At 70.5% G+C, this 26,611-nt stretch carries 24 protein-coding genes; 12 read left to right on the forward strand and 12 right to left on the reverse strand.

From position 1 onward, the window contains the following. Positions 1-46: 46 nt before the first annotated feature. The gene (locus tag ABD259_RS19970) at positions 47-466 is read right to left on the reverse strand and encodes an MmcQ/YjbR family DNA-binding protein (protein ID WP_344101718.1); all 420 of its coding nucleotides are present in this window, start codon (positions 464-466) and stop codon (positions 47-49) included. Between the two features lie 232 nt (positions 467-698). Between ABD259_RS19970 and ABD259_RS19975 the strand changes: the two genes are divergently transcribed. Further along, positions 699-1,046, forward strand: a complete 348-nt coding sequence (locus ABD259_RS19975; protein WP_344101720.1) for a 50S ribosomal protein L7/L12 — start codon at positions 699-701, stop codon at positions 1,044-1,046. 33 nt (positions 1,047-1,079) lie between these two features. Here the strand turns inward: ABD259_RS19975 and ABD259_RS19980 are convergent, their stop codons facing one another. Further along, a complete protein-coding gene (locus ABD259_RS19980) occupies positions 1,080-1,481 on the reverse strand; it encodes a hypothetical protein (protein ID WP_344164482.1) in 402 nt (133 codons plus the stop codon). A gap of 737 nt (positions 1,482-2,218) precedes the next feature. Between ABD259_RS19980 and ABD259_RS19985 the strand changes: the two genes are divergently transcribed. Next, a complete protein-coding gene (locus tag ABD259_RS19985) occupies positions 2,219-4,075 on the forward strand; it encodes a bifunctional metallophosphatase/5'-nucleotidase (protein WP_344164485.1) in 1,857 nt (618 codons plus the stop codon). Here ABD259_RS19985 and ABD259_RS19990 read toward each other — a convergent pair. The 3 genes from ABD259_RS19990 to ABD259_RS20000 all read right to left on the reverse strand — a co-directional run bounded on the left by ABD259_RS19990 (position 4,033) and on the right by ABD259_RS20000 (position 6,793). Further along, positions 4,033-4,836 carry a type IV toxin-antitoxin system AbiEi family antitoxin domain-containing protein gene (locus tag ABD259_RS19990; RefSeq protein ID WP_344164488.1) on the reverse strand — a complete coding sequence of 268 codons (804 nt, stop codon included), beginning with the start codon at positions 4,834-4,836 and terminating at the stop codon, positions 4,033-4,035. The genes ABD259_RS19985 and ABD259_RS19990 overlap by 43 nt on opposite strands. Before the next feature lie 188 nt (positions 4,837-5,024). Continuing rightward, a complete protein-coding gene (locus ABD259_RS19995; RefSeq protein WP_344101729.1) occupies positions 5,025-5,951 on the reverse strand; it encodes an SEC-C domain-containing protein in 927 nt (308 codons plus the stop codon). A 254-nt stretch (positions 5,952-6,205) separates the two neighbouring features. Next, a complete protein-coding gene (locus ABD259_RS20000) occupies positions 6,206-6,793 on the reverse strand; it encodes a tetratricopeptide repeat protein (RefSeq protein WP_344164491.1) in 588 nt (195 codons plus the stop codon). A 269-nt stretch (positions 6,794-7,062) separates the two neighbouring features. On the opposite strand from ABD259_RS20000, the gene ABD259_RS20005 reads away from it, so the two are divergent. From ABD259_RS20005 to ABD259_RS20020, 4 genes are read left to right on the forward strand one after another with little or no spacing between them, the layout of a single operon-like run. Continuing rightward, positions 7,063-8,193: a class I SAM-dependent methyltransferase gene (locus ABD259_RS20005; RefSeq protein WP_344101733.1), complete on the forward strand. Its 1,131-nt coding sequence runs from the start codon at positions 7,063-7,065 to the stop codon at positions 8,191-8,193. Beyond that, positions 8,190-10,241: a glycosyltransferase family 2 protein gene (locus ABD259_RS20010; RefSeq protein ID WP_344164494.1), complete on the forward strand. Its 2,052-nt coding sequence runs from the start codon at positions 8,190-8,192 to the stop codon at positions 10,239-10,241. The genes ABD259_RS20005 and ABD259_RS20010 overlap by 4 nt, the downstream gene beginning before the upstream one ends. Continuing rightward, the gene (locus ABD259_RS20015) at positions 10,213-11,880 is read left to right on the forward strand and encodes a glycosyltransferase family 2 protein (RefSeq protein WP_344164497.1); all 1,668 of its coding nucleotides are present in this window, start codon (positions 10,213-10,215) and stop codon (positions 11,878-11,880) included. Before ABD259_RS20010 ends, ABD259_RS20015 begins: the two co-directional genes overlap by 29 nt. Next, complete coding sequence (locus ABD259_RS20020) at positions 11,874-13,679, forward strand: glycosyltransferase family 4 protein (RefSeq protein ID WP_344164500.1); 1,806 nt, start codon at positions 11,874-11,876, stop codon at positions 13,677-13,679. The genes ABD259_RS20015 and ABD259_RS20020 overlap by 7 nt, the downstream gene beginning before the upstream one ends. Positions 13,680-13,897: 218 nt before the next feature. Here ABD259_RS20020 and ABD259_RS20025 read toward each other — a convergent pair whose 3' ends face one another. Both ABD259_RS20025 and ABD259_RS20030 read right to left on the reverse strand, forming a co-directional pair. Next, positions 13,898-15,199, reverse strand: coding sequence for a DUF418 domain-containing protein (locus ABD259_RS20025; RefSeq protein WP_344164503.1), 1,302 nt, complete (start codon positions 15,197-15,199; stop codon positions 13,898-13,900). 459 nt (positions 15,200-15,658) lie between these two features. Further along, complete coding sequence (locus ABD259_RS20030; protein WP_344164506.1) at positions 15,659-16,315, reverse strand: TetR/AcrR family transcriptional regulator; 657 nt, start codon at positions 16,313-16,315, stop codon at positions 15,659-15,661. 660 nt (positions 16,316-16,975) lie between these two features. Here ABD259_RS20030 and ABD259_RS20035 point away from each other — a divergent pair. The 4 genes from ABD259_RS20035 to ABD259_RS20050 all read left to right on the forward strand — a co-directional run bounded on the left by ABD259_RS20035 (position 16,976) and on the right by ABD259_RS20050 (position 19,921). Further along, positions 16,976-17,443, forward strand: coding sequence for a hypothetical protein (locus ABD259_RS20035; RefSeq protein WP_344101743.1), 468 nt, complete (start codon positions 16,976-16,978; stop codon positions 17,441-17,443). A gap of 57 nt (positions 17,444-17,500) precedes the next feature. Beyond that, positions 17,501-18,037 carry a hypothetical protein gene (locus tag ABD259_RS20040; RefSeq protein WP_344101745.1) on the forward strand — a complete coding sequence of 179 codons (537 nt, stop codon included), beginning with the start codon at positions 17,501-17,503 and terminating at the stop codon, positions 18,035-18,037. A 344-nt stretch (positions 18,038-18,381) separates the two neighbouring features. Beyond that, positions 18,382-18,990 (forward strand): cysteine hydrolase family protein, encoded by a 609-nt coding sequence (locus tag ABD259_RS20045; protein ID WP_344101747.1) that lies wholly within the window; start codon positions 18,382-18,384, stop codon positions 18,988-18,990. 7 nt (positions 18,991-18,997) lie between these two features. Continuing rightward, positions 18,998-19,921 (forward strand): GlxA family transcriptional regulator, encoded by a 924-nt coding sequence (locus ABD259_RS20050; protein WP_344101749.1) that lies wholly within the window; start codon positions 18,998-19,000, stop codon positions 19,919-19,921. 172 nt (positions 19,922-20,093) lie between these two features. Here ABD259_RS20050 and ABD259_RS20055 read toward each other — a convergent pair whose 3' ends face one another. Continuing rightward, on the reverse strand, positions 20,094-20,432 hold the full coding sequence (locus ABD259_RS20055) for a histone-like nucleoid-structuring protein Lsr2 (RefSeq protein WP_344101751.1): 339 nt from the start codon (positions 20,430-20,432) through the stop codon (positions 20,094-20,096). Between the two features lie 1,243 nt (positions 20,433-21,675). Continuing rightward, positions 21,676-22,440 carry an SDR family oxidoreductase gene (locus tag ABD259_RS20060; protein WP_344101753.1) on the reverse strand — a complete coding sequence of 255 codons (765 nt, stop codon included), beginning with the start codon at positions 22,438-22,440 and terminating at the stop codon, positions 21,676-21,678. A 361-nt stretch (positions 22,441-22,801) separates the two neighbouring features. Between ABD259_RS20060 and ABD259_RS20065 the strand changes: the two genes are divergently transcribed. Next, positions 22,802-23,422, forward strand: a complete 621-nt coding sequence (locus tag ABD259_RS20065; protein ID WP_344164509.1) for a hypothetical protein — start codon at positions 22,802-22,804, stop codon at positions 23,420-23,422. 50 nt (positions 23,423-23,472) lie between these two features. Here the strand turns inward: ABD259_RS20065 and ABD259_RS20070 are convergent, their stop codons facing one another. Continuing rightward, on the reverse strand, positions 23,473-23,994 hold the full coding sequence (locus tag ABD259_RS20070) for a PadR family transcriptional regulator (RefSeq protein ID WP_344101757.1): 522 nt from the start codon (positions 23,992-23,994) through the stop codon (positions 23,473-23,475). Between the two features lie 155 nt (positions 23,995-24,149). On the opposite strand from ABD259_RS20070, the gene ABD259_RS20075 reads away from it, so the two are divergent. Continuing rightward, complete coding sequence (locus tag ABD259_RS20075; protein WP_344101759.1) at positions 24,150-24,815, forward strand: VC0807 family protein; 666 nt, start codon at positions 24,150-24,152, stop codon at positions 24,813-24,815. Between the two features lie 212 nt (positions 24,816-25,027). On the opposite strand, the gene ABD259_RS20080 is transcribed toward ABD259_RS20075, so the two are convergent. After that, a complete protein-coding gene (locus ABD259_RS20080) occupies positions 25,028-25,411 on the reverse strand; it encodes an RNHCP domain-containing protein (protein ID WP_344101761.1) in 384 nt (127 codons plus the stop codon). A 506-nt stretch (positions 25,412-25,917) separates the two neighbouring features. Further along, complete coding sequence (locus tag ABD259_RS20085; protein ID WP_344101763.1) at positions 25,918-26,280, reverse strand: GatB/YqeY domain-containing protein; 363 nt, start codon at positions 26,278-26,280, stop codon at positions 25,918-25,920. Positions 26,281-26,611 lie beyond the last annotated feature (331 nt).

A 26,611-nucleotide genomic window follows, 5' to 3' on the forward strand; every position in this document is an offset into this window, starting at 1 on the left:
CCGCACCTTGCCCGCGGTCGTTCCGGCTCCGGGCACGCCCTTCGGCTCAGGGGGTCTCCGGCCCTCCCCTCCCCCTGGAGGGAAGCGGGGGCGTGTCGTCGCCCAGGACCGCGAGCAGGCGGTCCCGGTCGGCGCGGCGGAGGCCGCTGACGACCCGCACGTAGGAGTGCCGCACCATCTCCACGACCTCGTCGTCCGGGATGCCGCCGTCCAGGGCGACGGAGTTCCAGTGCCGCTTGTTCATGTGGTAGGCGGGAGTGACGCCGGGGAATTCGGCGCGGAGTTCGAGCGCCAGGACAGGGTCGCACTTGAGGTTGACCGTGGCGGGCTTGTCACCGCCCTCGTCCATGAGCAGCGCGAACATCTTCCCCGCGACCTTGTAGACCGGGACCCCCGGCACGAACGGCTCGGTCTCCACAGCCTCGGGAAACCACAGTGCGATGTCGATGAACTGCTCCGGAGCCACCGGCTTTTCCTCTTCTCGTTGGCGATCACCACCGATACGCCCATCGTGTCACCCACCGATGACAACGCGGCGCGGCACCTGACCGCTGCCGCGATCGCGGGCCTGCCGTGTCGGCATGCTCCCCACCGCGAAGATGCGCTAGGCTCCGCCGTCAAAGCTGGGGCTCGGTCGAGACGTTCCCCCGCTCTCTCCCGCCCTCTTCTTTCTTTTCCTTTTCCTTTTGGTGGTGGTCATGGCCGGACTGTTCGGACGCTCATCGAAGTCTCCGCAGGATGGGCTGCCGCTGACCGAAGACGCGGTCGCCCAGGCCCGGGAGCTGGTCCGCCGAGGCAAACAGATCCACGCGATCAAGGTGCTCCGGGAGGGCACGGGGATGGGCCTGTCCGAGGCGAAATTGATCGCCGACGCGCTGCGCGAAGGACGCCATGTCTCGGACTCTCACGCCCCGGGCATGAGCCTGGCCGACCGGGTCCGGCGCCTGCGAGGTGAAGACCGGATCGCCGACGCCGTGCGGCTGGTGGCCACGGAGACCGGCATGACCGAGACCGAGGCCGCTCTGTTCATCGAGCATCTGTCGTGAGCGCCCGAACGCCCGCGCCTCCCCTCGGACCGATCAGGCGTAGCCGCGGTAGTACTCGCGGCAGGATCGCGGCAGCAAGCTGCCGAACAAGGCCACCGCGAAAATGAGCGGGACGGACGAGCCGCCGTTACCCGCCAACACCCCCCACAGGCACCACACCGCCGCGCATCCTTGGAAGATCACCACGAGCCACCAGACAGCCTGCGACCGCTTGCCCATCAGCGCGGCCAGACCGACCGAGAGCACCCCGTAGACCCCGGTGATCAGCAGGATCACGAGGAAGACCTCCGGCGGGAAATCGGCAAGTAGGTCCGTCTGTCCGCCCCCGGCCTCCGACCCGGCCCACAGGACAAGGGCGCACACGCCCGAGAACAGGAGCCCGATGCCACCGAGGATGAACATCGTGATCCGGACACCGAGCAGCTTGCCCGGCATATTCGCGGGGGGCGGCGCGCCATACGGGTATCCCGGCGGCTGAGGCGAGTAACCGGGCTGCGGGTGCCCCCACTGCGGGTGGCCCTGGTACGGCTGTCCGGGCGGCCCGTACGGCTGTTGGTGTGGGGGCGGATACTGCCCTTGGGGGTAGGACATGGGTGATTCTCCCCTAGATAGTTTTCCGGAAATGTTCGGCAACCCCATGAATGTACCGGACCCAAAAGCGAAGATTCGGCGCCTATTATCGCGTCACGATGAGTTCCATCTGACCGAAACCGGCAGTAGCCCACGTCCACGCGGCACGTCACCGTGTCGACGCCCTCGGACCATCACGGGACGGTCGTTGAGCGATCTGCGCGGCGAACCGCCGGAAATGGCGGTCCACGGCCGCCCGGTGGTGTCGCAGTGCCGTGATGGAGCGACGGGTGGCGGACCGCTGACCGCTCCGCAGACAGTTCGTCCGCAGGTGTCACCAGCTCCCCGATAGCCGATCGGTCGATTCCCTGGCGTGGACCCCACCGACTCCGGTGAGCCGGCGGGGTCCTCTCTTGTGTCCTCGTGATACGCGCGGGAAGGGCCGGAGCCTTCGGTTCGGCGACGCGTCGACGGGCGGGCGACCCGTGTCACATGTCCCGTAACACCGGGGCCGTATGATCCCCCCGGGTTCACGGCCGATCCCGGTGTGCCCTGTCGGATATCGCCCCGCCATGTCCCCCTGACCCGGAGAGGAACCGAGCATGTCGAGACGTTCCCGTCCACTGATGCGCGCCTCGGGCGCGTTGCTGATCGCATCCACCCTGGTCGCCTCATCGGTGACGCCGGCCAGTGCCGATCCGCGGCCGGGCCACGGCGGGAGTGAGCGCGGCAGGGCCGACTACACCCTGACCGTTCTGCACTCCAATGACGGAGAGTCGAAGCTGCTCGGTGCTCCGGCCGACGCCGACTACGGCGGCGCCGCACGGTTCACATCGTTGTTGCATCAGCTGCGCGACGCAGAGCGCAGCCCCAGGGCCGCCCGGCGCGGGGAGGCGCGGCGGCGCGGGGTCGTCACGGTCTCGTCCGGTGACGTGTTCCTTGCCGGTCCGCAGTTCGCGGCCAGCCAGCAGGACGGCGCTCCCTACTACGACGCGCTCGCCACCGGCTACGCCGACTACGACGCGATCTCCATGGGCAACCACGAGTTCGACCTCGGTCCCGACACCTACGCGGAGTTCATTGCGGCCACGCCTGGCGACACCCCCTACCTCGTGTCCAACATGGACGTCTCGGCCGAACCCGCCCTGGCCGAACTGAAGGAGAAGGGCCGGATCGCCCCGAGCACCGTGGTCAGGCAGCGCGGCGAGCGGATCGGTATCGTCGGCGCGATCACCCCGCTGCTCCCCTCCATCTCCAGCCCGCGCGACGCCGTGGTCGACCCCGATGTGCGCGGCGCGGTCCAGGATGAGGTCGACGCCCTCACCGCGCGGGGCATCGACAAGATCATCGTGGTCTCGCACCTGCAGGGCATCGGCGAGGACAAGAAGCTCGCCCGCGAACTGCGTGACGTCGACGTGATGGTCGCCGGTGGCGGGCACGAAACCCAGGCCTCCGCGGGCACCCCGCTGGTGCCGGACGACGTCGTTCCCAACGACCCGGAGACGGGTGAGCCGCTGGAGTACCCGCTCTGGGTGGCGGACTCCACCGGCACCCAGGTCCCGATCGTGACGGCCGGGTCGGACTACAAGTACGTCGGGCGGCTCGTCGTCAACTTCGACAGCAACGGCAAGGTCACGTCGGTCGCCGACCGCTCGGCCCCGGTACGTGTCTCCGGCGTCGGCGACGACGCCGTCGAGCCTGACCCCGACGTGTACAGCGAGGTCCACGAGCCGGTCGCGGCCTACGTTGCGGGGCTGGCGGAGAGCACGGCCGCGACCACCGACGTCGGCCTGGACGGGCGGCGCGACCCGGGGGTGCGGACGGGGGAGACCAACCTCGGCAACCTGTTGGCCGACGCCCTGCTCGCCACCGGCCGGGCGAACGCCGCCGCGTACGGCGTGCCGGAGCCGCGGATCGCACTGCAGAACGGCGGCGGGATCAGGAACAACTCGGTGATCGGCCCCGGACGGGTCTCCGAGCTCGACACCTACACGATCGCCCCCTTCCCCAACCAGGTGGTGGTCGTTCCCGAACTCCCGCGCGCCCAGATCAAGGAGCTGCTGGAGAACGGCGTCTCCTCGATGCCCGCCGCGGACGGCCGGTTCGCGCAGGTGGCCGGGATGGACTTCAGCTATGACGTCTCACGGACCGCCCAGCAGGTGGACGACGACGGCAACGTCCTGCGGGAGGGCGAGCGGGTACGCGACCTCGTCCTGCACGATGGCACCGTCATCGTCTCCGACGGCGAGGTGGTGGACGGGCCGCCGATCACCGTGGCCACCATCGACTTCTCCGCGCGCGGCGGCGACCAGTGGCCGTTCCGCGGCGCGGACTACACCGTGGTGGGCGCCAATTACCAGACCGCGCTTTTCGACTACCTCACCAAGGACCTCGGCGGCCGGGTAACCGCCGCCGACTACCCGGAGGACGGCTCGGGCCGGATCACCCCCCTCGGGTAGGGCGGATCGGCAGCGCCACCACCGCCGCTGGCCGGTGGGTTTCTGGTCGAGCTGGGGTGCGGCGCGGCGCCGCACCCCCGCTCGACCCGGTGCGGGGCGTTGAGGAACCGGGTGGCTTCGGCCGCGCTGATCAACTCCCCGCGCCGCGCGGCTTCGACCATGGGGACGAACTGCGCGCGCGGCGCCGCGGTGGAGAGATCGGCGAGTGTGCGTGCCACCGTGGTCAGGCGGAGTGGCCCCATGCGGGTGGTGTCCCGCGCGCCGACCCAGCGTGCGTGGACGCGCAGCGGCGGCACCGGACGCCGGGCCCGGCCCGTGGGCCGAATGGCCATGTCCACCGAACCGCACCACCGCGGGGATCCCCGCAGGCCGTGCAGCCGGGCCGCGGTGTCGAGGCAGGCGCAGGAGTCCCGCCCGAGTGCGAGCTGCGCCGCCATGGCCTCCCGCTCCAGCCCGGGGGAGGCCAGGCGCGGGTCGCCGGCCACCTGCGCGAGCGACATCGCCACCACGTACACCCCCACATAGCGGCGGATCAGGTGACCCTCCTCGATCATGGCGACGAGCCGCCGCCTGCCGAGGCCGGACTGGTACACCTGCTCGGTGGTCACGCACCCGCACTGCTGAACGGCGGTCTGGGCGAGCCTGGACTGGGCGGCGACCAGGCCCGCGAGTGGGGAGCCATTGGCGAGGGAGTGGTTCGTCGTGTGGACTGAGGGGCCGGACGTGCGCTGTGTTTGGGTACGAGCGTTGCGAGGGGTCATGGACTCCAGCGTGCGTGGACGCCCTCCCGATCTCCATGGCGGTTCCACGGCCTGTGGATAACCACGGACGGAGGACATCTCCACGGCGCGCGTCGGGCCTCTGGTTCCGTTGGCCTTCCTGGCCACCGCCCGCGCGTGGGCATCGGCCGCGCCACGGGCCCGCGTGACCAGTGTCGAAGGCAGCGTGATCAGCGGCGCGGGCGGCCGCAGCAGCAGGCGTAGGACTGGCCCGAACTGCACCAGCACGGAGCGGGGTCATTGGGCGGCCAGGCCTGCGCACCCTCGCGTTCGGCCTGGTCGCGCAGGTAGTACTCGCGCGTACCGGGCTGGTCCTCCCTCCCCGACGGAAGTCTCTTCACCACCTCGGCGTCCTCGACTGTCACGGGGATCAGCAAGCGGCGCCACACCCCGCTCGTTTCGGCGGCGATCTGCCAGATGATCTCGTTGCGCTGGTAGTACATCCCGGACTCGACGCCGGGCGGCAGCGCGTCCACGGCCTCCGCGCGCTCGACCTCGCTCCGGGGGAAGAAGGGGGTCAGCACGGGTTCCCCTGTGTCGGGATGCTCCCGCAGGCAGCGGGCTTCTGCTTCGAGGTCCTCCTGGAACATGCGGAAGTCGAGGTCGTCCGGGGGCAGCCCGAGCGACGTCCGCAGCGCCGTGCGGTTCCTCCCCGCCTGCCGGCGGTCGCGCCGCTCCGCGCCGTCGGAAGGGCATTCGAGGGTGAGGGCGCAGGTGTACCAGTGCAGCGCGCGTTCGAGGTCGCCGTCGGCGGCCCACAGTGAGCCGAGCTGCTCGGCGGTGTGCACTGTGGGGGCGCAGCGCTCAAGCAGTTCGAGCTCGGCCATGGCCCGCTCGGGCTCGCCCTGCTCACGCAGGAGCATCACCTTGAAGTACCGGGCACTCAGTGAGACTTGGCGGTCGCCCTCCCGAATGAGGTGGTCGCAGAACTCCAGCGTGCTTGCCTCGGGGTCCGCCACGCCCGCGCTGCGCGAGGCGGACCGGAACTGCAGCAGCCCTGGGATGGTCGACCTGCCGTCACGCCACGCCATACGCCGCGCCACGGCGATCCGATCCTCATCCCGCTGCCAGCGGCCGAAATCGGAACCCTTGTACATGCGGCGAATATAGTGCGGACATCACCGCCGCATCCGGCTTTTCCGCGCATTCGTCGCCTCTGCACCACCTGGCATCGGCTTCCGCGTCGTTCCCCGGCTTCCCCCACACGGCCGCTGAGTCGGAACGTCGCCATGTGCGGACCGAGCCGCAGCGGGTCCACGCCCCCTCACTTCTTTGGGGTGCCGTCCGTGATACCCAAGCCTGACCGAAACCCGGGGGGACGCGCGGGCGCTTCGCAGCGAACTCCGGGCGGTTACCCGCCGAGCCACTTCTCCCGATGAGTGCAAACCAGAAGGTCGAACTCGTCCGACGCGTAGCCGAGGGCACCGCGCACCCGGGCACGTCCGACCAGTTCCGGCACATACGCGAGGTCCACATCCTCCAGCTGCTCGACACTGCTGTTCAGGTGACCGCGGCAGGCGAAGTCGAACCAGCTCAGCGCGTCCTCCATCCGTCCGTTGCCTTCGAGTAGCTCCCCCAGCAGGACCGCGGGGCCCTCCATCGGCCCTCGGGACCACAGCTCCCGCAGCTCCGCGTCAGCGGCGGTCCCGTCTCCCCGCTCCAAAAGCACGTCGATCTTGCCGACCGTGGCGTACTGGGCGTCCTCCCGGTCCACCGCCTCCTCGATGAGGTACTGGTACACGCCGAGGGCCCGGGTCAACTCGCCGTCGCCCCGCAGGACGGCCGCGGCGTCGAGCAGGATCTCACCGCGTTCCTCCGGGTGGTCGCGCAGTTCCTGCTCGGTTTTCCCGCCCAGTTCCAATTCGGCGATACGCGCGGGAAGTCCCTCGGGTCCTATTATGCTCGCTTTTACTTCGGCGGAGGGGTTGATCGAAGTCATGAACACCACGGTAGAGGACGCGCGCGCGTCGATGTCGACATTCCAAGCCATAAATCATTGGCGCGTGGGGAGGTGCAGGGCGTGTTTCCTGTTGACCGCGGGCCGACCCGGTTAGCATGCTGCCGATTGGCACTGTCGATTCAGCTCCGATTCGATATCGGAGCGTGTGGGGAATCCCGACCGAGTTCCCTTGCCACAGCGCCCATTAGGCAATCATCGGTCGCGGGCATTTGGACACAGAGATTTTCTTCGATCACGGGGGTTCCACCATGCCGCTACCGCGGACCCGACTCCTGACTCTGCTCGTGGTCGGCGCGGTTGGCGGTGCTGGGCTGCTCGCCACTGTGCGCACGGCCGACGCTCTGGGGTGGGCGGTGGCGCTCGGGCTCGCCGCCCTGGGCGCGGTCGGGCTCGTACTCGGCATTCTCGCGCTGCTGGTGCGCCGCGTGTTGCTCCAGATACGAGGACTGAGCCGCACCCTCGACAAGAACACGCGGAGTATGTCGGAGGCGATCGGCGAACACCGCGTGGAGTTCACCGAGATTATCGAGGGCACGCGCGCCGAACTCGCCGGATCGTTCGACCGTGTGCGCGCGGCCGTGCGGGAAATTCATGGAAATCTGGACCATATACGCTCGGGAGCCGCGGACTCCCCGCAATCACAGCAGTTCGGGCATTTCCCAGGAATCTCCGGCCAACCACTCCGCGAGGACGGCTCCGACCCCGGCGACACGCTGCGGGAACAGGCCCCGGAAACGGATGACCTGGTGCGGTTCGGCCCGTACATGCCGACTCCTCGCGGCTGGGCGACCTCGCCGGACGTCCAGCGGTTCGTCGCCCTCGCGATCCTGGAGCGCCAGCCTGAACTGATCGTCGAGTGCGGGAGCGGGACCAGCAGCATCTGGCTCGGCGAGACGCTGCGCCGGACGGGCACCGGACGACTCGTGACGCTCGAACACGACGAGCGCTACGCGCACCTGGCCCGGGACATGGTGGCCGCGCACGGCTTGGACGGCATCATCGAGGTGCGCTGCGCGCCGCTGACGGAGTGGCAGCGAGAGCAGGGCGAGGACGGCGCCACTCCGGCCAGCGCCGACGCCCCCACCTGGCGCTGGTATGACCGTGAGGCCGTGCACGACCTCTCCGGAATCGACATGCTGTTCGTGGACGGGCCGCCGACCGACGCGGGAGCCCGGGCGCGCTACCCTGCCGGCCCCGTCCTCTTCCCTCGGTGCTCGCCAACCGCGCTCATCGTCCTAGCCGACACCACCGACGCCACTGGCGCCGACGCGACCGCGGGCGACCACTGGATGGCCGAGGACCCCGTCCTCCAGCGCGAAAGCCTGCCGGGGGAAACCGGCGGAGTCCATGTCTTCACCTGGAAACAGGAAACGCCGTGATCCGCGATGAGCTGCGCACGGCGCTGGACCTGTCGTCCCGGCACGAGCCCGCGCTCCTGTGCCACATCGGCGGTGCGGCGGCCCTGGACCAGCTCCCGGACGGAGCACCCTACGCCGACTGCCGCGTGATCGACCTGGACGGCGGACTCCCCGAGCCCCCCGAGACCCCGTCCGGCCCGCCCTCGCCCATCGGCGTGGCCGCGCTCGTCGCGGCGACGCCCACCGACCTGCGCCGCGCTGTCGTCCTCACCGAGGCGCTGCCGCCCTCAGCACACGTCGTCCTCGGGATCGCCGCCCTCCCGCAGGGCGGCACACCGCCCCTCCCGGCCGCGCCGGGTCTCGACCAATGGGCCGACCTCCTCCACGACCTGCGCGCTCACCGACACGCGGACGACGCCTGGAGCTGCGAGTTCCGATTCCTCGAACCGGTGGCCGTCCGAGAGGCGGTCCTGGCCGTCGCGCGATCGATCGGCGGGGGCCGACGGCAGTCGAACGCCGCACCCCTGGTGGCGCTCAGCGGGCCGGACGCGTCGCTGTGGCGTCCGGGAGACCCCACGGCGGTGCGCGTCGGCGCGCGCGGCCCCGTGCCCCTGGCCCGAGTCGCACCCATCGCGGACATCGCGCTGCGCACCCACACCAGCCATCCGCCCCCGTGGACCGACGACCACGTCGACTGCGTCGACCGTCCGACGATCGCCTCGCTGTCGTGGGCGCGATTCGGCCATGCGGGGGACGAAACGCGTGTCTGCGATCTGCGGCCGGGCGCGCTGGAGGTCGACGACGTTCCGCCCATCGACGAGCGCGTCGTCAACCCGAAGGGCTTCCGGCCGACGGACAGCTCGCGCGTCGCCGGTCTGGTCCCGCGGCCGGACCGCTGGTCCGTCGTCGTCGGCAAGACCGAACTTCTCCGTGTACCCGATTCCGGGACCATCACCGACGTCGACCTCGACCGCCTCCGCTACCTGCGCGGGGTGCGCGTCGACTGGGGGCGGCACAGCGGTCCGCTGGCCGCGGTTCGGGCGGTCGCCGGTCTGGCCGCCGGGGGCGTGCCCGTGTTCAGCGCGTCGGTGCCCCGGTGGGGCCGGTGCCTCGGTGCGGAGCTGCGGTCCCTTCTCACCTCGGTCACCGCGGACGATCTCGCCGACCCGCTCACCCGCGAGGAGCACAGCGTGCGTCTGCGCCGCGCCGCACTGCGCACACACGGCACCATGGCGCGGTGGCGGCGCATCGGTGCCCGCGCCGGGTTCCCCCCTCCCCCTGCGCCCACCGTCTCGGTCATCCTGTGCACCCGGCGGCCCGACATGCTCGACTTCGCCCTGCACCAGGTCGCCCGCCAGCGCGGCGTCGACCTCGAAGTGGTCCTCGGCCTGCACGGGTGCGACCCCGACCTCCCCGAGGTGCGTGCGGCGGTCTCCGCCTTCCGCGCCACCGGTCGCGAGCTGACCGTCCATATCGCCGACAGCGGCACCCGCTTCGGCGCTGTGCTCAACCGGCTGGCGGCGCGTGCGGGGGGAAGCGTCATCGCCAAGATGGACGATGACGACTGGTATTCGCCGGACCACCTCGCCGACCTGCTCCTGGCGCGCGACTACTCCGGAGCCGACGTTTTCGGCTGCTCCGACGAATACGTCTACCTGGTCGACTTCCATCAGACCCTGCGCCGCGCGAACTGGGCGGAGCGCCCCGTGACCTTCGTATCGGGCGGGACGATCGGCATGGACCGCGCCGTCGTGGAGGACCTCGTCGCGTTCCGGCCGATCACCGTCTCCGAAGACTCCCAGTTCCTCCTCAACGTCGCGCGCTCCGGCGGCCGGATCTACCGGACACACGGACTCGGCTACGTGACGCGCCGCTCTGGATCATCCGGCCACCTGTGGGATGAGGGCACCGCGTACTACCTGCGCCGCGGCGGCCAGCAGTGGTACGGGTGGCGGCCCAGCGCTCTGCTGGAGTGCGAGCAGCCGTTCGCCACGCCGCGGGAAGCGCGCATGAGCCACGCGCAGGAGATCGGGGGAGAACGTGACGGTCGTCGACACGACATCGCCTGAGCCCGGGGGCGGGGCGGGGAGCGGTGGCGCGGCGGACCCCGCCGACCACCAGCCCCGGATTCGCCGCAACGACTACTCCGTGCTGCGGCCACCGCCGATCGGCGGTTGGACACCGACGCTGGGCGTCTCCGTGATCATTCCGGCCTACGGCAACGCGGAGAAGCTGCGCCTGGTGCTCGCGTCCCTCGCCGCGCAGACCTACCCGGCGCACCTGATGGAGACCGTGGTCGTCGACGACGGCACCGATCCCCCGCTGTCCCTCCCCGAGATCCGGCCGGACGATACCCGGATCATCCGCCCGAACACCCGGGTCTGGGGTCCGAGCCACGCGGTCAACGCGGGCGTGGCCGCATCGGACGGGGAGGTCGTCCTCCGCCTCGACTCCGACATGGTGGTCTACCGCGATCACGTGGAGTCGCAGCTGCGCTGGCACCACCTCGCCGACTACCTCGGGGTCCTGGGCGACAAGCGGTTCGTGGACTACGCGCCGGAGAGCCGCACGCCACACCAGGTCTACGAGGCGGTGCGCGAAGGGCGCGCCGCCGAGCTCTTCGACCACGACAGCGGCGGGGAACTGTGGATCGAGAAGATCCTCGCCCGCACCAACAGGCTGCGGTCCGAGGGGGCCCAGGCCTACCGGATCTTCACGGGGGCCAGCTGTTCGGTGCGCCGCGACCTCTTCGACACCGTAGGCGGCATGGACCCCACGCTGGTTCTCGGCGAAGACGCCGAACTGGGATACCGGCTCGCGCAGGCCGGCGCGGTCTTCGTCCCCGACCTCGACTCCAGCGGCTGGCACCTCGGCCTGCCGAGCATGCGGGTGCGCCGCGAGGAGGGCACCCGCTACCGGGTCCCCTACATCGGCCACCGCATCGCTGACTCCCCTCTGCGGCGCGACATCCGGGGCCGACAGTGGCAGGTGCCCTACGCCGAGGTCATCGTCCATGTCTACAACCGCCCCTGGGAGCAGGTCTGCGACACGGTGGACCGGCTGCTCACCGGGGAGACAGACGACATCCGCGTCGTCCTCGTCGGACCATGGACGGCCCTGGACACGGACCCCTCCCGCGCACCGCTCGACGACCCCAAGATCGAACTGCGCCTGCTCCGGGAAACCTACCGGGTGGACAGCAGGGTCCACCTGAGCGACGCGGTGCCGGTCCGGGACGGCTCCGTTCCCTTCCGGCTCACCCTGCCCGCGGGCAGCCGACCCACGCACCACGCGTTGAGCACCCTGATCGACATCGCCGAGAAGGAAAAGGCCGGGCTGGTCGGCGTTGTGCTGCCCACTCCCCCGGACGGCGGGGCGCACCCTCGCCTGGAACGCACAGCGGCCTTCGCCCGCGCGTACCGGCTCGGCGCCACAACGAACGACGTGGACGAGATCGTGGACGAGATCTACGGGGTCCGGTGGGTGGACGGGACCGGCGTGTTCGTCGATGTCCCACCCAGGGGCAAGAACGGAAAAGAGCCACCCGCGTGCCGCGAATGCGGCGAGAAGCTGGCGGCCGCCCAGCGCCGAGCCGCGCACGAGCGCGCCCGTGCCAATCGCTTCCAGCGCCAGCTGCGCTGGCTGCGCCGCTCCCCGAGCTCCCGATTCTGGCGCCGTGTGCTTTCCGGAGCGTGGTCGAAATGGTGAAGGACTCCCCGCCCGCCGACGGCCTGGCGGCACGCGCCCGCTCCCGCGCCGCCGACACCTACGACGTGCTGGTGCGGCGCTCGTATCACATCGCCCGGTGGTTGCCGCACCGCGTCACGAACGCGCTCCTGCGCCTCGCCTGGGGCCCGCGGGACCGTTCCCGACCACGGCTGCCCGCCGTCGCCCTCCTGCTGCTGGCGGCCCAGGAACGGGCGACGGACGCGCGAGACCTGGCGCCGTACCTGGCCGAGCAAGCCAGTGAGCCAACGCCACGGGGACGGCGCTTCCTCCACCGGCTGGCCGCGGTCCTGACCGCGGTGAAAGAGCCGCGGCTGAGCGAGGCGGTGCTGCGTCGGCTCCCGCGCGTGCCCGCCCGCTACGAGGCACCGCTGCGCGGCGCGAGCGCGTACCGCGGCGGTCAGACCCTGTTCGAGGAAGGGCGGATCGGCGACGCGCTGGCCGAGGTCGCGCCCTACGCCGACGCGCACGCGCTCTGCGAGCGGCTCTACCGCCACCTGCTCGGCGAGCGCGCGGCGCTGGGCCCCTTGCCGGTTCGGCCCAAGCTGGAGGCCCCCGCCATGGACTGGATACCGGGGCGGGTGCTGCACCTCGTCTCCACCGCGCTTCCGCAGGCCGATGCCGAGTGCACGGCGCGCACCCACCGCCTGGCCGCAGCGCAGCGCGACGCCGGGCTGGACCCGCACGTGGTGACATTCGCGGGCTGGCCGCGCGGCGGCGCCGACACGGCCGAACGGGTGCTGGTGGACGGTATCCCCTACCACCGGCTGGGCCCGGGTCCGGGGCCGCACGAGGGATTCGGCCCCCGGGTCGAGGAGTCGGCGCGTGAAGCGGCCGACGTCGCCCGCAGGCTGCGCCCGACCGCCCTGCACGCCGCCAGCGACCACCGCAACGGGTCGGTGGCGCTGGACGTCGGCGCGCGGCTGGGGATTCCGGTCGTCTACGAGGTGCGCGGGCTCGCGGAGGAGGCGTCACCGTCCACGGCGGGGGCGGGAGCCGAAGGCGGCGAGCGGCACCGGCTGGCCGTCCAGCGCGCGGCGGAGGTGATGCGCGCCGCGGACGCGGTGGTGACGCCGTCGCGGACCATGCGGGAGGAGATCGTCGCGCGGGGTGTGGCCCCGGACCGCATCGTGCTGGCCCCGCACTCGGTGGATCCCGCGCTGCTGGACACCGCTCCCGACGGCGCGGGCTTCCGACGCGAACACGGCATCGCGCCGGAGGAGTTCGTCGTAGGGTCGGTCTCCCGCCTCGTGCCCGACGAGGGCTTTGACGTGCTGGTCGAGGCGGCGGCTCTCCTGCGCGACATGGGCGTCGCGGTGCGGGTGCTGCTGGTCGGGGACGGTACGGCGCGGCCGCGCCTGCTCTCGCTTGTCGAGGAGTTGGGGCTCCAGGACGCGTGCGTGCTGCCCGGGCGGGTGGGTCCGGGGGACGCCCAACGCGCGTACGCCGCGCTCGACGTCTTCGTGGTTCCGAGGGAGGACACGCAGGCGTGCCGCCTGGCGACGCCGCTCGAACCCGTGGAGGCGATGGCCCTGGGGCGCCCCGTGGTGGCCAGCGACCTTCCGGCCCTCCGGGAACTGCTCGGCGGAGGCGACGCGGGCGTGATGGTGCCGCCGGGCGACGCCGAAACGCTGGCCAAGGCGCTGGACCGCGTGCAAGGAGACGCGGAGCTGCGCCGCACCCTGGCGGAGGCGGGCCGCGCGGAGGTCGCGGCACAGCGGACCTGGCCCAGGATCGCCGCGACCTACCGCGAGCTGTACCGCGTCCTGAGGGAAAACTGAAGGGAAAACTGATCGGTCAGCACGGGGCGGGTCCACGCCCTGGCCGCGTGCCTTTTTTGCAAACGGCACCGCGCTCGGGATGGCGCCCCCGCGTCGGCGGCCCCACCGCGTCGGCGACGACAGTAGGCCCCGGCGGTGCGACAGCGGCCTCGTGGGCCCGGCCCGCCGTCCGCCGGAGCCCGTGCACGATGTGCGGCTCCGGCAGCCGGTGCGTCGGACTATCCGACCCCGCAGGAGCCGTCCCGGCCCGAGGCGGAGGCACCCGCGCCGGGCCGGGTGCCCTCGGCCGGACCATCGGGGCGAGCCAGGGGAGCTGTGGTTGCGGTCGTCGCGTCCGCGGTGTGCCAGGTCGGGCGCTCAAGGTTGGTCACGGCCCGCAGGACCCACTCAACGGGGCCGTAGGTGTGCGCGGCCATCCACCGGGCGCTCGCCCACAGCTGGAGCAGGTAGATCGCGACCGCGATGAGCAGCACGTAGCGGGGCGCGACCTGGCCGACCAGGCCGAAGCCGAGCCCCGTGAAGATGATCCCGCAGACCAGGGACTGGCCGAGGTAGTTGGACAGCGCCATGCGGCCGGCCGGGGCGAGCGCCGCGGCGAGTCGCTGGCCGCGCTCACGCTGGAAGAACCGAAGGAGGGTGGCGGCGTAGGCGGCCGACAGGAACGGCCCGGTGAGGATGACCATGGACAGTGCGTAGAGGTCGCTGGTCCCGCCCATGTCGGCGAGCATCAGGGAGCCGGTGAGGCCGACAGGGAATCCGATCCACTGGATGAGGCGCAGCGCCCGGTCGTGCACGCTCACGTCGGCCAGCGCCCGGTGTCGGCCGGCGGCCAGGCCGACGAGGAAGGCGGCCAGCGCGACCGGCCCCTGCATACCGACCAGCGCGACGGCCATGTGCGGGAGGGCCTGCACGTGCTCCGCGATCACGGTCAGGGGGCTTCCGGCCAGTGCGGCGGTGGTCTGGCTGCCGGCGGCGCGTGCGGCATCGGCGTCGAAGGGCGCCATTCCGCTCAGCGCCAGCCAGCGGAACTGGATGACCACGAGTCCGACCAGGACCGCGGCCGTGATGAGCGCGGTGCGCGCCTTCACGCGGCGCATGGCCAGAAGGACGAGGCCGAGGAGGGCGTAGGTGGTCAGGATGTCGCCCTGGAAGAGCAGCACGGCGTGCAGCGCGCCGATGACGAACAGCCCGGCGAGGCGGCGCAGGAAGCGCCACGTGAAGTCGGCGCCCTTTCGCTCGGCGGAGTCGAGCTGCAGCGTGAAGCTGTAGCCGAACAGGAACGAGAAGAGGAGGTAGAACTTGGTCTCGAAGAACATCGTGACGAACCAGTGCGCTCCCTTGTCGATCAGGGAGGGGAACGCCGGGTCCTGCACCTCGTGGAAGGCGTAGCCCGAGGCGAAGTAGCCGATGTTGACGATCAAGATGCCGAAGAGCGCGAAGCTACGCAACGCATCGAGGTCGAGGATCCGTCGCTGCGGGGTCGTTGGTGGGGAGGGAGTGCTCACCGCGCTTGTGCTCATGCCGCCGAATCTATTGATCATGCGGCTCACCAGGCCATATTCCAGGCATGCCAGTGCGGGGTAGGGGGTTTGCCCTCCCTGAGTGGTGATGCGGGAACGTGACGAGTGGTGCCTGCACCCCTCGCACATGGCGCTACCCCCGGTGACCGAGGAAGTCGCTGCCGGCTCGGAGAGCAGCCGGGTTCCACGGCGGGGAGCGTCTGTCCCACGTCCGGCTCGGCCCAGTGCGTGTCGCGGTCACCTCATCTCCCGGTCCGTGCCCCGTACGTCCCGGGCCGGATCGGGGTCGTCAACTCCGCCGAACCACGTGGATCCCGCGGCACGCGGTGGCCGGGAGATGCCACAACCGTCATCACGTCGTTACCGAAACGAGGGGAGGGTGAAGGCCGCCCGCGACCCGACGCGGCGACGTCTCGGGCGGCCTTCACCCCCTCCTGCGGTGGACCCGCGGGCCCGGGATCAGCATGGCTTGCCGAGAATCCGCAGTACGGCGACCAGCAGCAGCTCGCGCAGCTCCGAGCGGTCCGCGTCCGTGTGCGGGGCGGCCAGCACCTCGTGGCACCTCTTGAAGACCATGCCCAGGATCATCTGGACCAGCGGTCGGACCGGACCCGCGTCCTTCGGCAGCAGCTCGGCGAACCTGGCCTCCTCGACCGCTTCGCACAGAGCGTCCTCCCAGGGGGCCATGTGTCCGGCCCACCACTCCGGCTCCGAGTCCTTCGCCTCGCAGGAAGCCGCCATCGCCGCCCCGAGCAGCCCGCCGGACTCCTCCGAGAAGCCGATGATGTCGTCGAGCAGTCGCCCGATGTACTCCTCGAAGTTCTCCATCCTCCCGAACCGCAGGTCGACGCGGGCCATGAGGGCGGCGAACCGCGCGTCCATGGCGTCGCGGAGGATCTCGGTCTTGGCATCGCGGTCGCCGTAGTAGGTGTAGACGCTGGAGTGGCTGATGCCGGCGCCAGCGGCGACCTCGGTGACCGAGATGTCGCGGAACGACTTGTGCCGAAGAAGGTCGGCCAGGCTCTGCTGGAGCTGAAGCTGGCGACGTACACGCCGAGCGGCACTGTCCTCGGCGCTCTGACTGCGCCGGAGGCGCGAAGATTCAGGCGGGGTCATAGTGCAGAGCGTAGATGCTGCGATCACGGCCCACGCCCCCTCTCCCACCTGCAACCACGAATCGCACTTGTTCGACAAAGTGTTTACTACAGACGATTCAGTGTTGACTATGCGGGGTGGGCTGCGCAAGACTCACCCCGGGCCGGACGCGCACAGCACGCGTCCGACCCCACGACGCGCTGGAGGGGGAGCGGCATCCGGACCGGCTCTCCGTGGACGGCTTAGGTGGAGTGCCCGGCGCCATCCCCCTCCTTCGCAACGGACGGCCCAGGCGGCGGGGCTCTTTCCCGAACTCCAGCCATCAGGCGCGTCGCGTGAACAGGCGCCGCCATCCGCGTCGGCCGGGAGCCGCGAGAGGGCGGGTGAATGGGGCCCGTGCGACGGCGGCCCCGGGAGTACCCGCCGGCGTGGACGTGGCCGACGTCGAAAGCCCGCCACATCGCGGAGCAGAGCGGCAGGCTGTCCGCGCGCATCGCATCCGACCGGTTTCGGGCCACGCTTTTCGGCCGAGTCGTTACCCCCCGCTGGGACAGGGGTGAGCACCATCGCCGACGGGACTTACGCTTCCAAGAGCTAACCCGACAGCAATCAGGTGACGGAACCCGCATGGCAGGCAGAGGGAACAGACCTCCACTCGTTCTTGGCGTGGATGTCGGTGGCGTGATCATCGATCGCGTCGCCGACGGCCAGGACACCTCGTTCTTCGGCGATCGGCCCATGGAGACCCCGGCCGTGGACGGCGCGTTCGACGCCCTGGCGGAACTGGCAACAGCGCCCTTCGCGGGGCGGGTCCACATCGTGTCCAAGGCCAAGCCCGCGACCGCCCAGCGCACCCGGGAGTGGCTGGACCAGCACGGCTTCGCCGAACGCACCGGCATCCCCGCGAGTCACCTGCACTTCGTGCCGGAACGCGCCGACAAGGCACCCGTGTGCGCACAGCTGGGGGTGACCCACTTCGTCGACGACCGCCTCGACGTACTGGAGCACCTCACGACCGTCCCCCACCGCTACCTCTTCACCGGGGGACTGGGTCACCACCGCCCGCCAACCGAGGTCCCTCCCTGGGCCACCCGCGCCGACACCTGGCCCGAACTGGTCGACCTGATCCGATCCAGTGCCCCGTCCTGATCGGCGGCACGACACCCACCTACCGCACCCCATCGCCGCCCAACGAGGACCCCACCCATGTCCGGCCCGCGCCTCTCCTCCCCGGCCCTCGACCGCATGCGCACCCTGGCCCTGCTCGAATGGCTCAACGCCCTCGTGATCTTCCCCGTCGCTGCCTGGGTGTGGCACATGCCCGTCACCGGGGCCAACCTCACGGGGTTCGCCCTTCTCGCGCTGATCCTCGTCGAAGGTGGCGCCTACTGGTGGCTGAAGTACCGGCACCTGCGCATGGGCCGACAGCTTCCCGCAGGCCTCACGGTCTTCCGGTACCTGCGCACCGCCAACGTCGCCCTGCTCGCCGCCGGGGCCGCGGTCATCGGCGCCGGATTCGCCATCGGGGGGCCATGGACGCATGTGTGGCCCGGCGCCGGACTGTGGGCGTTCGCGCTCCTGGAGCACATCAACTACTTCCACATCCAGCTGTCACACGACACCCGCGCGGACATCACCCGCCTCCTCCGCACCCGCCGCCTCCACCGGTCCCACCTGGCCCGCGATCTGGAACGGCTGAGCACCACCAGAGCGCCAGATGCTGCTTCTCTCCCAGGGCGTTAGTGTCCCCGGGCCGTCAGAGACCGCCCGGAAACTGCCATAGGCCACACTGTGCGCCCGCTGCTCCCAACGCCTGCGCATGTGCTTCCTACCCCTCGTCTGGCCAACGGGGTACCGCGCCGCCGGCGCCATCTTCCCCACGATGAACGACGATGCCCCTCTGGTCGCGCACCGGAGCGCCCGGTCTGTTCCTGCCGTGGGAGCGGGCGACGCCGTCGCCCGGGGACCGGCACCCCGTGGAGGTGCGCGGTGGCCCCGCAAGCGTGGTCGCGTCTGACCGGATCGTTCCGGTTCCGGTCCCGAACGTGCCTGTTCCCCAATGCGTCGGCGGCGAGAGGATCACCGACATGAACAGAGCCGTTATCGCCATCGACGTCCAGGAGTCCTTCCGCCAGCTAGAGATCTGGCAGGCAGCATCGGATCCGGACATCTCCCGTCCCGTCCAGCGGCTCGTCGGCGATGCGCGCGCCAAGGGTGACCTGGTCGTGTGGGTCCTGCACACCGAGCCCGGCAGCGGCACCGTCTTCGACCCCGACCTCGGGCACGTCCGCCTGATGGAGGGACTGGAGCCCCGCGGGGGCGAGCCGGTCCTCACCAAGACGTCGCACAACGCGTTCACCACCACCGACCTGCAGCGCCGCCTCACCGCCCGGGGGATCGGCGAACTGGTGGTCTGCGGCGTTCGCACCGAGCAGTGCTGCGAGACCACCGCCCGCCTGGCTTCGGACCTGGGGTACAGCGTCACCTTCGCCATCGACGCGACGGCCACGACGCCACGCGAGCACCGCGACGCTCCCTCGGGGCGCACGTTGGCGGAGGTCCTGGCCGACCCGCGTACGCTGTCCACCGATGACATCCGTGCCCGAACCGAATACGCGCTCGCCGGGCGCTTCGCCGCCATCCGCACCGTCGACGACATCACTGGGGCCGCTCCGACCGCGGGGAACCGCGCGTGACCGGATCGTGCGGCGCGTCGTCTTCCTGCTGATGCCGGGCGTCCATCTGCTCGATCTCGCCGGGCCGGCGCAGGTGTTCTCAACCGCCGACGAGGTCGGCCACGCCTATGCCATGGACTACGTCGCTGAGCGGGCCGACGTCCCCACCGCCCAGGGCGTGACGCTGCGCGCGTCGACCACCTGGCCCGGCCTCGGCCCCGCCGACCTGGTGCTGGTCCCGGGGTGGAAGTGGCACGGTCCCGCCGAACCGCCGGCATGGGTCAGTGCGGACCAGGCCCGACGTTTGGCAGCACACCACGCGGCCGGAGGGGCGGTGGCCAGCGTCTGCGCGGGAGCGTTCGCGCTCGGCACCGCCGGCCTCCTGGACGGGCGCCGCTGCACCACCCACCACGAGCTGCAAGATCGACTGGACGCCCGCTTTCCCAACGCTTCCGTTGTCCGAGATGTCCTCTACGTCACCGACGGCCGGGTCGCCACCTCGGCCGGTATCGCGAGCGGCATCGACCTCGCCCTGCACCTGGTGGCGACAGACCACGGCCCGGCCGCGGCCGCCCAGGTGGCCCGGAACATGGTCGTCTACGCGCGGCGCAACGGACACGACCAGCAGGTCAGCGCCATGCTTCGGTATCGCTCCCACATGAGCGACACCGCACACCGCGCCCAGGACATCATCGATGCCCGCTACACCGCGACGCTGCGCCTAGGAGACCTGGCCTCCGCCTGCGGGGTCAGCGAACGGACCCTCACCCGGCGATTCACCGACGCGACCGGCACAACGCCGCTGCGCTACCAACACATGCTGCGCGTCGAACGTGCCGAGCACCTGATCGCCCACGGAGCGACCGTCGACAGCGCTGCCCGAGCGGTCGGCTTCCAGGACCCTCGCATGCTGCGCCGCCTGCGCGCTCGCCGAGCCGCCCCGGCTTCCTAGCGCCGAGCTGGGCCGGTTCCGGTCCCCCGTGCGGCAATGATGTGCGGTCAAGCGCACACCGGAATGAGCCCGCGCTGCCGAGCCACCCCATCCGCGGCCGCTGTCCGCCGCCCGCCGTGGGTAACGGTCACTTTGGCAACGCTCGGTGACCGCTACCCGGGCTCTCCGCGGGCTACCGGGCGGCTTTTTTCTGGTAGGCCTCGCGGATCTCGGCCGGAATGCGGCCTCGTTCACTGATGTCGTAGCCCTTCTCCTTGGCCCATGCGCGAATCTTGGCGGTGTCGGCACCGCTGGCCGGAGCGGCCTTGCGGGCCTTGCCGCGTCCGCCGGCTCGGCCGCCCGCTTTGCGGCCGGCTCCGACGAACTTCGCAAGTGCGTCCCGCAGTTTCTTCGCATTGCGTTCGGACAGGTCGATCTCGTAGTTCTTGCCGTCGAGCGCGAACTTCACCGTCTCGTCGGCGTCGCCCCCGTCGAGATCGTCGACGAGTAGGACCTCGACCTTTTGTGCCATGGAACACCCCTCCCCTTCAGGTCGCGACTCCACTCGTGCGGAGTCGCGGACGAATCAACCCGGCACGCCGGACAGTGTGGTGTCCGCGGGCAGCCCCGTGGGAGCGCCCCTCCCGTTCGCACCGGCACTTCACGAACGTGGAGAAGCTCGACGGGGAACAGCTTGACGTCGAACTCGTCGTCAAACACCCCCGATTGCGACGGTCTATCCCGGAGACGGGTCTTACTCGTCTATTGCTTCCAGCGTGAGCCGATACTCTGCGACGCCCCCTCGCAGAATCAGGTTAATGGTTCTCCTGGTCTTATAACCATTCGCGCCCACAGGCTAACTATATGTTTCCGCATCCGGTCGTTGCCCGCCTATTACTCCATCCAAAGCACGTGGCCTCCGTGTGCGTGCGACTGATGGGGCGAGCCGTGTCCCGCGCGGCCATTGGCGGCGGCCCGGCCCAGCCGCCGCACGAAGACGCTGGCTTGGGCCAGGCGGTCTGTGCTGGATCAGACTCCGGGATAAGCACCCCCTCAGGAACGGTGATAGGGGATCAGGCGGAAGGAAATGGCGTGCCGGACGCACTCCTGATCCGCGGTGGCGGGCGGAAAGCCGCGCGGGAGCCTCTCCGAGGCGTATCTCGGGTTGATCGGACGTTTCGGGCTACGAGATGGTAGACGCATGCTCCGGCCGGGGCGTCGGGTCCGACCACGGTGCGGGCTCACCCAAGTTGGCTCCGTGCTTCGACGGCTGCAAACAGAAAGCCGCCAAAGACGGCAGCCAATCAGCAGCAGGAATTCGGCACGATCCTCTCCGAAGCCGCCGCACACCGGGAATAGGGACGGAGGGTTCTCAGCGGATCCGACTTCGCCTCGATTGCCTTCTTCCGAACCCGTCAACGGCCATGTCGCCGTAAGGCATCTGGGTGGAGCCGTCGGCCTGGTCCGGCTTCCCCTCGTCGATCGCTACGCTGCCGCGGACCTCGCGGGGAAGGCCGTCTCACCCCTCCCGTGACCGCGTCAGGCCGACAGCTCACCACTGACCGGCGCCGGATGGGCCCACAAAGAGACGAATACGCATATGACACGCAGGGCGCGTTCGCTCGCCGGGCGGGGCCAGAGCAATCACGCCGCAGGGGACAGCGGGTCCGCGCAGCCAACGTACGGGTGGCTGATGGGCGTGTCCCCACCCGACGACCGGCAGGAGCACGACCACATCACCGACGCGTCTGGGCTCCAGAACCGCTCCGGGGCCATCACGGTTCGGTGCGGTGGATGCGCATCGGGCCGAAAGCCTGGGAGACCGGCATCAACTCGATGCTGTTCACGTTGACGTGCGGCGGCTGCGACGCGACCCAGTGCACCGTCTCGGCGATGTCCTCCGGCGTGAGCGGTTCGGTGTTCGCGTAGGGCGCCTGCGCGCGCTCGCTGTCGCCGCCGAAACGGACGCTGGAGAACTCGGTCCCGCCGACCAGGCCGGGCTCCACACAGGTGACCCGCACGCCGGTGCCGAGGAGATCGGCCCGCAGGTTCCGGCTGAACTGCTGCACGAACGCCTTGGTCGCGCCGTAGACGTTGCCGCCGGGATAGGGGTAGCTCCCCGCGATCGACCCCATGTTGACGATGTGCCCACGGCCGCGCTCCACCATCCCCGGCAGCAGGGCACGCGTGCAGTGCATCAGCCCCGCGCAGTTGGTCTCCAGCATCTGCTGCCAGTCGTCGGGATCGGCCTCTTGGGCGGGCTCCAGGCCCAGCGCCAGTCCGGCGTTGTTGACCAGTACGTCCACATCGGCGAAGGCGGGCGGCAGGTCACCGACGACCCGCTCGATGGCGGCGCGGTCGCGCACGTCCAGCGCGACCGGCAGGACGACGTCGTCGCCCAGCTCCTTGCGTAGGCCGTCCAGGCGGTCGGCCCGCCGGGCGGTGGCCACGATCCGCGCGCCCTCGGCGGCGAAACGGCGGGCGATCGCCGCGCCGAAGCCCGCGCTCGCACCGGTGATGAAAATGGTTCGCTGCTGCATGATCACGAGCTTAGGATCCGAGCCCCGGATGCGCTGGCGCGGGGTGCTGCCAATACGCCGGTCCGGCCCCGCACTCCGCGTCCATGATCGGATCGACCGCCACTGCCGCTGGCCCGTCACCCCTGATTCAGACCTGGCCACCGGTGGCGACACGGGCTGCCTCGCCAGGTTCGACCCCACTGGGAAAGGGGCTCTGTACGGCACGAGCGGCTCCACTGGCCTTCCATCACGCGGACGCTGGCACGGGGGTCGCGGTCGGCGAGGTGGCGGTCATGTCGGGACAGTGGAACGCAGCCCGTCACACCACCCTCGAAAACGCCCGTACACTGACCGTTTTGCTTTTTGTGTGTTGGAAAAGGACATGATGCTCCCTCCTCCCGTTCGCGCCCTAAGGTCAGCGTCCTACGGAGTCCTCGCTCTCGGAACCGCCCTCGCTCTGAGCGCATGCTCGGGGCCGGACCCCGATGAGCTGCGCGCAGGGCCCGTTCCGGAGACCTCGCCCGAACTCGACAAGAGCGAGCTACCTCCCAAGCCGAAGGAGGACGCCCCCATCACCGAGCGCGTCGAGTGGTCCCTCATCGAGACGACCAGCGTCTATGCGCGGTGGTACGGCGACGGAATCGAGGCCGACTGCCCCGGCATCAAGGGGACCGGCGGATTCGGCTCGCAGGACGTCACCTGCACGGTCGCCGTGGACGGGGTCAGCGCCGAGTGGGACGTCTCCGTCGGGTCGATCATGTCCGAGTTCGAGCCGCTCGACGGGCGCCACGTCGTCCGCGACGCGGTCGAGGACGTCGCCCGGTTCGAGACCGGGAGCGAACACGTCCGCTGCGAGATGGACAAGGTGCAGCTCGCGTCACCGGATGACGAGGAGCCGATCACCTGTGTATGGGCGACCGAGGACGACCACGGCCGACTCGCGCTCATGCTCGACGACATGCAGTTTTCCGACAAGAGCTTCTGGCTGACCTCGGCCGAGTGAGCGCTGTCGGCACCCCAGCGCCCGACGCCGACCGCCGACCCGCCGCCGGGTCAGCCCATCCGCTCCAGCGCCCACCGCGCCCAATCGCGTCGGGCGCTGTGTATACGCAACCCGAACTCGGCGGCCATCCGTCCGAACGGCGGGCGCTCGCCGGCGGGCGTCTCGGCGTCGAGGTGGGCGGCGACCGCGGCGAGTTTGTCCGCCTCGTGCTCGCTGTCGTCCGCGTACGAACGCAGCAGCCGCCGTGTGTCCTCAGGTTCCAGCGCCGAGAGCAGGAACAGGCGCAGCACATGCACGTTGCGCGCCCGGCCCTCCTCCAACGGCGTGAACAGCCAGCGGTGCAGCTCGGCCCGACCGGCGTCGGTGGCCGCGTAGGTGCGCCTCCCCCGGGCCCCTTCCTCGGCCACCTCGATCAGCCCTTCGCCGGCCAACCGCGCCAGCTCCGGGTAGATGCGGGTGTGCGGAGCGTGCCAGGCGTACTCCCCCAGCTCGCCGTCGAACATCTTCTTCAGCTCGTAACCGCTCGACGGTTCGTAGGCCAGCATCCCGAGCAGCGCGTACCGCAGTGACATGTCTCTAAGGTACATGTAAGAGATTGACATGTACAAACTAGACATGTCATGTTGGCGTTCATGTTCGCTGCCTTCTCGGACTCGACGTCCACCCGCGCGCTCGACGCGACGGACCTCCTCGCCCCGGCCACCCCTTCGACGCGGCAAGGCGACCGGTGAAACCGCGCGCCCTCGTCACCGGGCTGATGTGGGATGTCGGGCTGCCTGTCGCCACCTTCTACGCCGCCCGCCTGCTCGGCTTCGACGCGTTCATCGCGCTGGCGGCCGGTGCGGTCGCGGCCGTGCTCCGCCTGTTGACCATCGCCGTCCGGCAACGCCGCCTCGACGGTTTCTCCGTGCTCATGGCGGCGGTCTTCGTCGTCGCGCTCGTGCTCGGCCTGATCACCGCGGACGCCCGGATGATGCTGGTGCGCGACTCGCTGGTCACCGCCACCGTCGGGGCCGGGTTTCTCGGCTCGTGCGCGGTCGGGCGGCCGCTTGTCTACACGTTCGCCCGCCGGATGAACGCCGACGACCCACGGCGGCTGGCCGCGTGGGACGCGCGGTGGCCCAGCGACCCGGGATTCCGTTCCGCCTTCGTGCGGCTGACCCTGGTGTGGGGGTCGGGGCTGATCGCCGAGGCGGTGCTACGGCTGCCTCTGGTCTTCGCCCTACCGGTCGACGTCATGGCCGGGCTGTCGACGGCCATCACGGTTATCACGATTGCGCTGCTGTCGGTGTGGACCGTCCACTATGTACGACGCCGCAAGGCGGCGACCGCTGCCGAAGCCGCCCCGGTGAGCAGCGAGACCGGGCGGCAGCCCGCCGGGGGACGCCCGTAGGAGAAAAACCGACGGCACCTACCGACTTCCCCCAGGGCGCTCCCTGGACACCGGAGGATGGCGGGTAGCCGGAGCGTTTCGGCGGCAAAATCCCCATCACCATGCTGCGGCCGCCGATCCCTCGGTCACGGCGACCGGTCGGTCCCAGTCGGCCCGGCCGCCCGGGGCAGGAATCGGTCCCGGGCGGCCGGGGCAGGATGGCGCGAGACCCGCTACAGCGCGGCGAGCCGCTCCAGTGGGAACGGCGGTGCCGCCAGCGGGCGGGTGGCTAGGCGTACCAGTATCAGGGGGTTGTCATCGCCCGCGGTGCGGTTCGCGCCGAGTTCACCGCAGGCGGTGCAGCGGTGGATGATCACCCACTCGCCGTCACCGCGCACCGAGATCGCGATCGGCTCCATGCGCGCGCCGCACTCGGCGGCACGGTCGCCTGGAACGTCTCGATCGACATGCCGGCTGTACAGGCAGTTCGGACAGTGGTTGCGATGCCGTGTACCCGGCGCGCTCATCGGCACGTCGAGGCGGCAGTGCAGGCAGCGGAACGCGTCGGCGTTCCGTCCGGGGCGCGGTCGTGCGCGCTTGTCGCGTCGTTTGGACACGGAGTGGTGGCTCCTTGCGAGAGAGATCCGGCGGTGGTCGGAACCGAGCGCCGTATCCCGCCCTCGCGAAGGGCCCGTACCGGGGTGCCCTTCCCCGGTCTCACCACCGGCTCAGGCGTTCGGACCCTCCGGGAGGACGACGGCGCTCGGAGCCGGCCGGGGTGTACACCACCGCTTACCGCACATAGGACAACGCTCTCTTCCGTGTCGACGAACGAGGATCCGGGCCGAGCCCTGCGGACCGGCCCGCTGATTCAATCCGTTGGCGCGGTAGGGCGCAACGAGTTTTTCGCGGCTGCGGCCGAGTGCCTACGTGAGGTTGAGGCTTCCCCTCGGACCTGCGGTCGACCGCGGCGCGCCGCGGTCGACCGCCCGGGGCGCGCGAGGCCGCGAAGTGATCACCGACCAACACCCAGGCGCCACCAGTGCCATCGAGTTCCGCGGCCGGTGGGAGCTTCTTCTCCTCCCGCGCCGATACGGGCCCGGCGCGACGGTCCAATTTCGTCCTACGCGGCGCCAGGGCCGTCGAGGAACCGATGCAGCACGGCGGCCTCCGCCCGGAGCCGCGCGGCTCGGTCCGCGTGCGTGGGCGCGGTCAACTGCGTTGCGGCCTCCAGCCGCTCGGCGGCCTCGGCTCGCACAATGTCCGCGACGGTGCGCTCACTCAGCTCCCGCCGGTCGGCCTCGGCAACGCCGACACCGACCGGCGAATGCTCGATGGCCGATCCGCGCATCTCGGCTTCGTCAACATCCACCGCCTCGGCGTTGTCCAGCGCGGCGAGCGTCGAGCGCAGGACGCTCACGGCGACCCGGTCGCGGGCGCGCATCGCTTCTGGCAGGGCTTCACGGAGACGAACTCTCAAGGACATGCCGGTGACCTTACGGCCGTACCGCCTGGACGCACAACGGAATATCCCCGTCACCGGGCGTCCCGCCAAGGCGTCCCCGCCAGCGCTATCAACGCTGTCGCGCCCCGAAGCGGCCGTCGTCCCCTCACCTGGCGCCCCTGAAGGTAGGAAGCCGTGGGGAACCCCGGTATTCGCCCCGACCGACTGACGGCGGGCTTCCCCTCGCTCCCGACCAGCACTCCCCACTCCATGTGATGTACGAAATAGGCGCCATCGGACCTATATGTCGGAACCGTGGGCGATGCTTCGGCGTCACAATGTCAGCCCTACGGCCAACGACGAGGCCGACCAT

The organism is Nocardiopsis rhodophaea (assembly GCF_039530945.1).
Classification (GTDB): Bacteria; Actinomycetota; Actinomycetes; order Streptosporangiales; family Streptosporangiaceae; genus Nocardiopsis_C; species Nocardiopsis_C rhodophaea.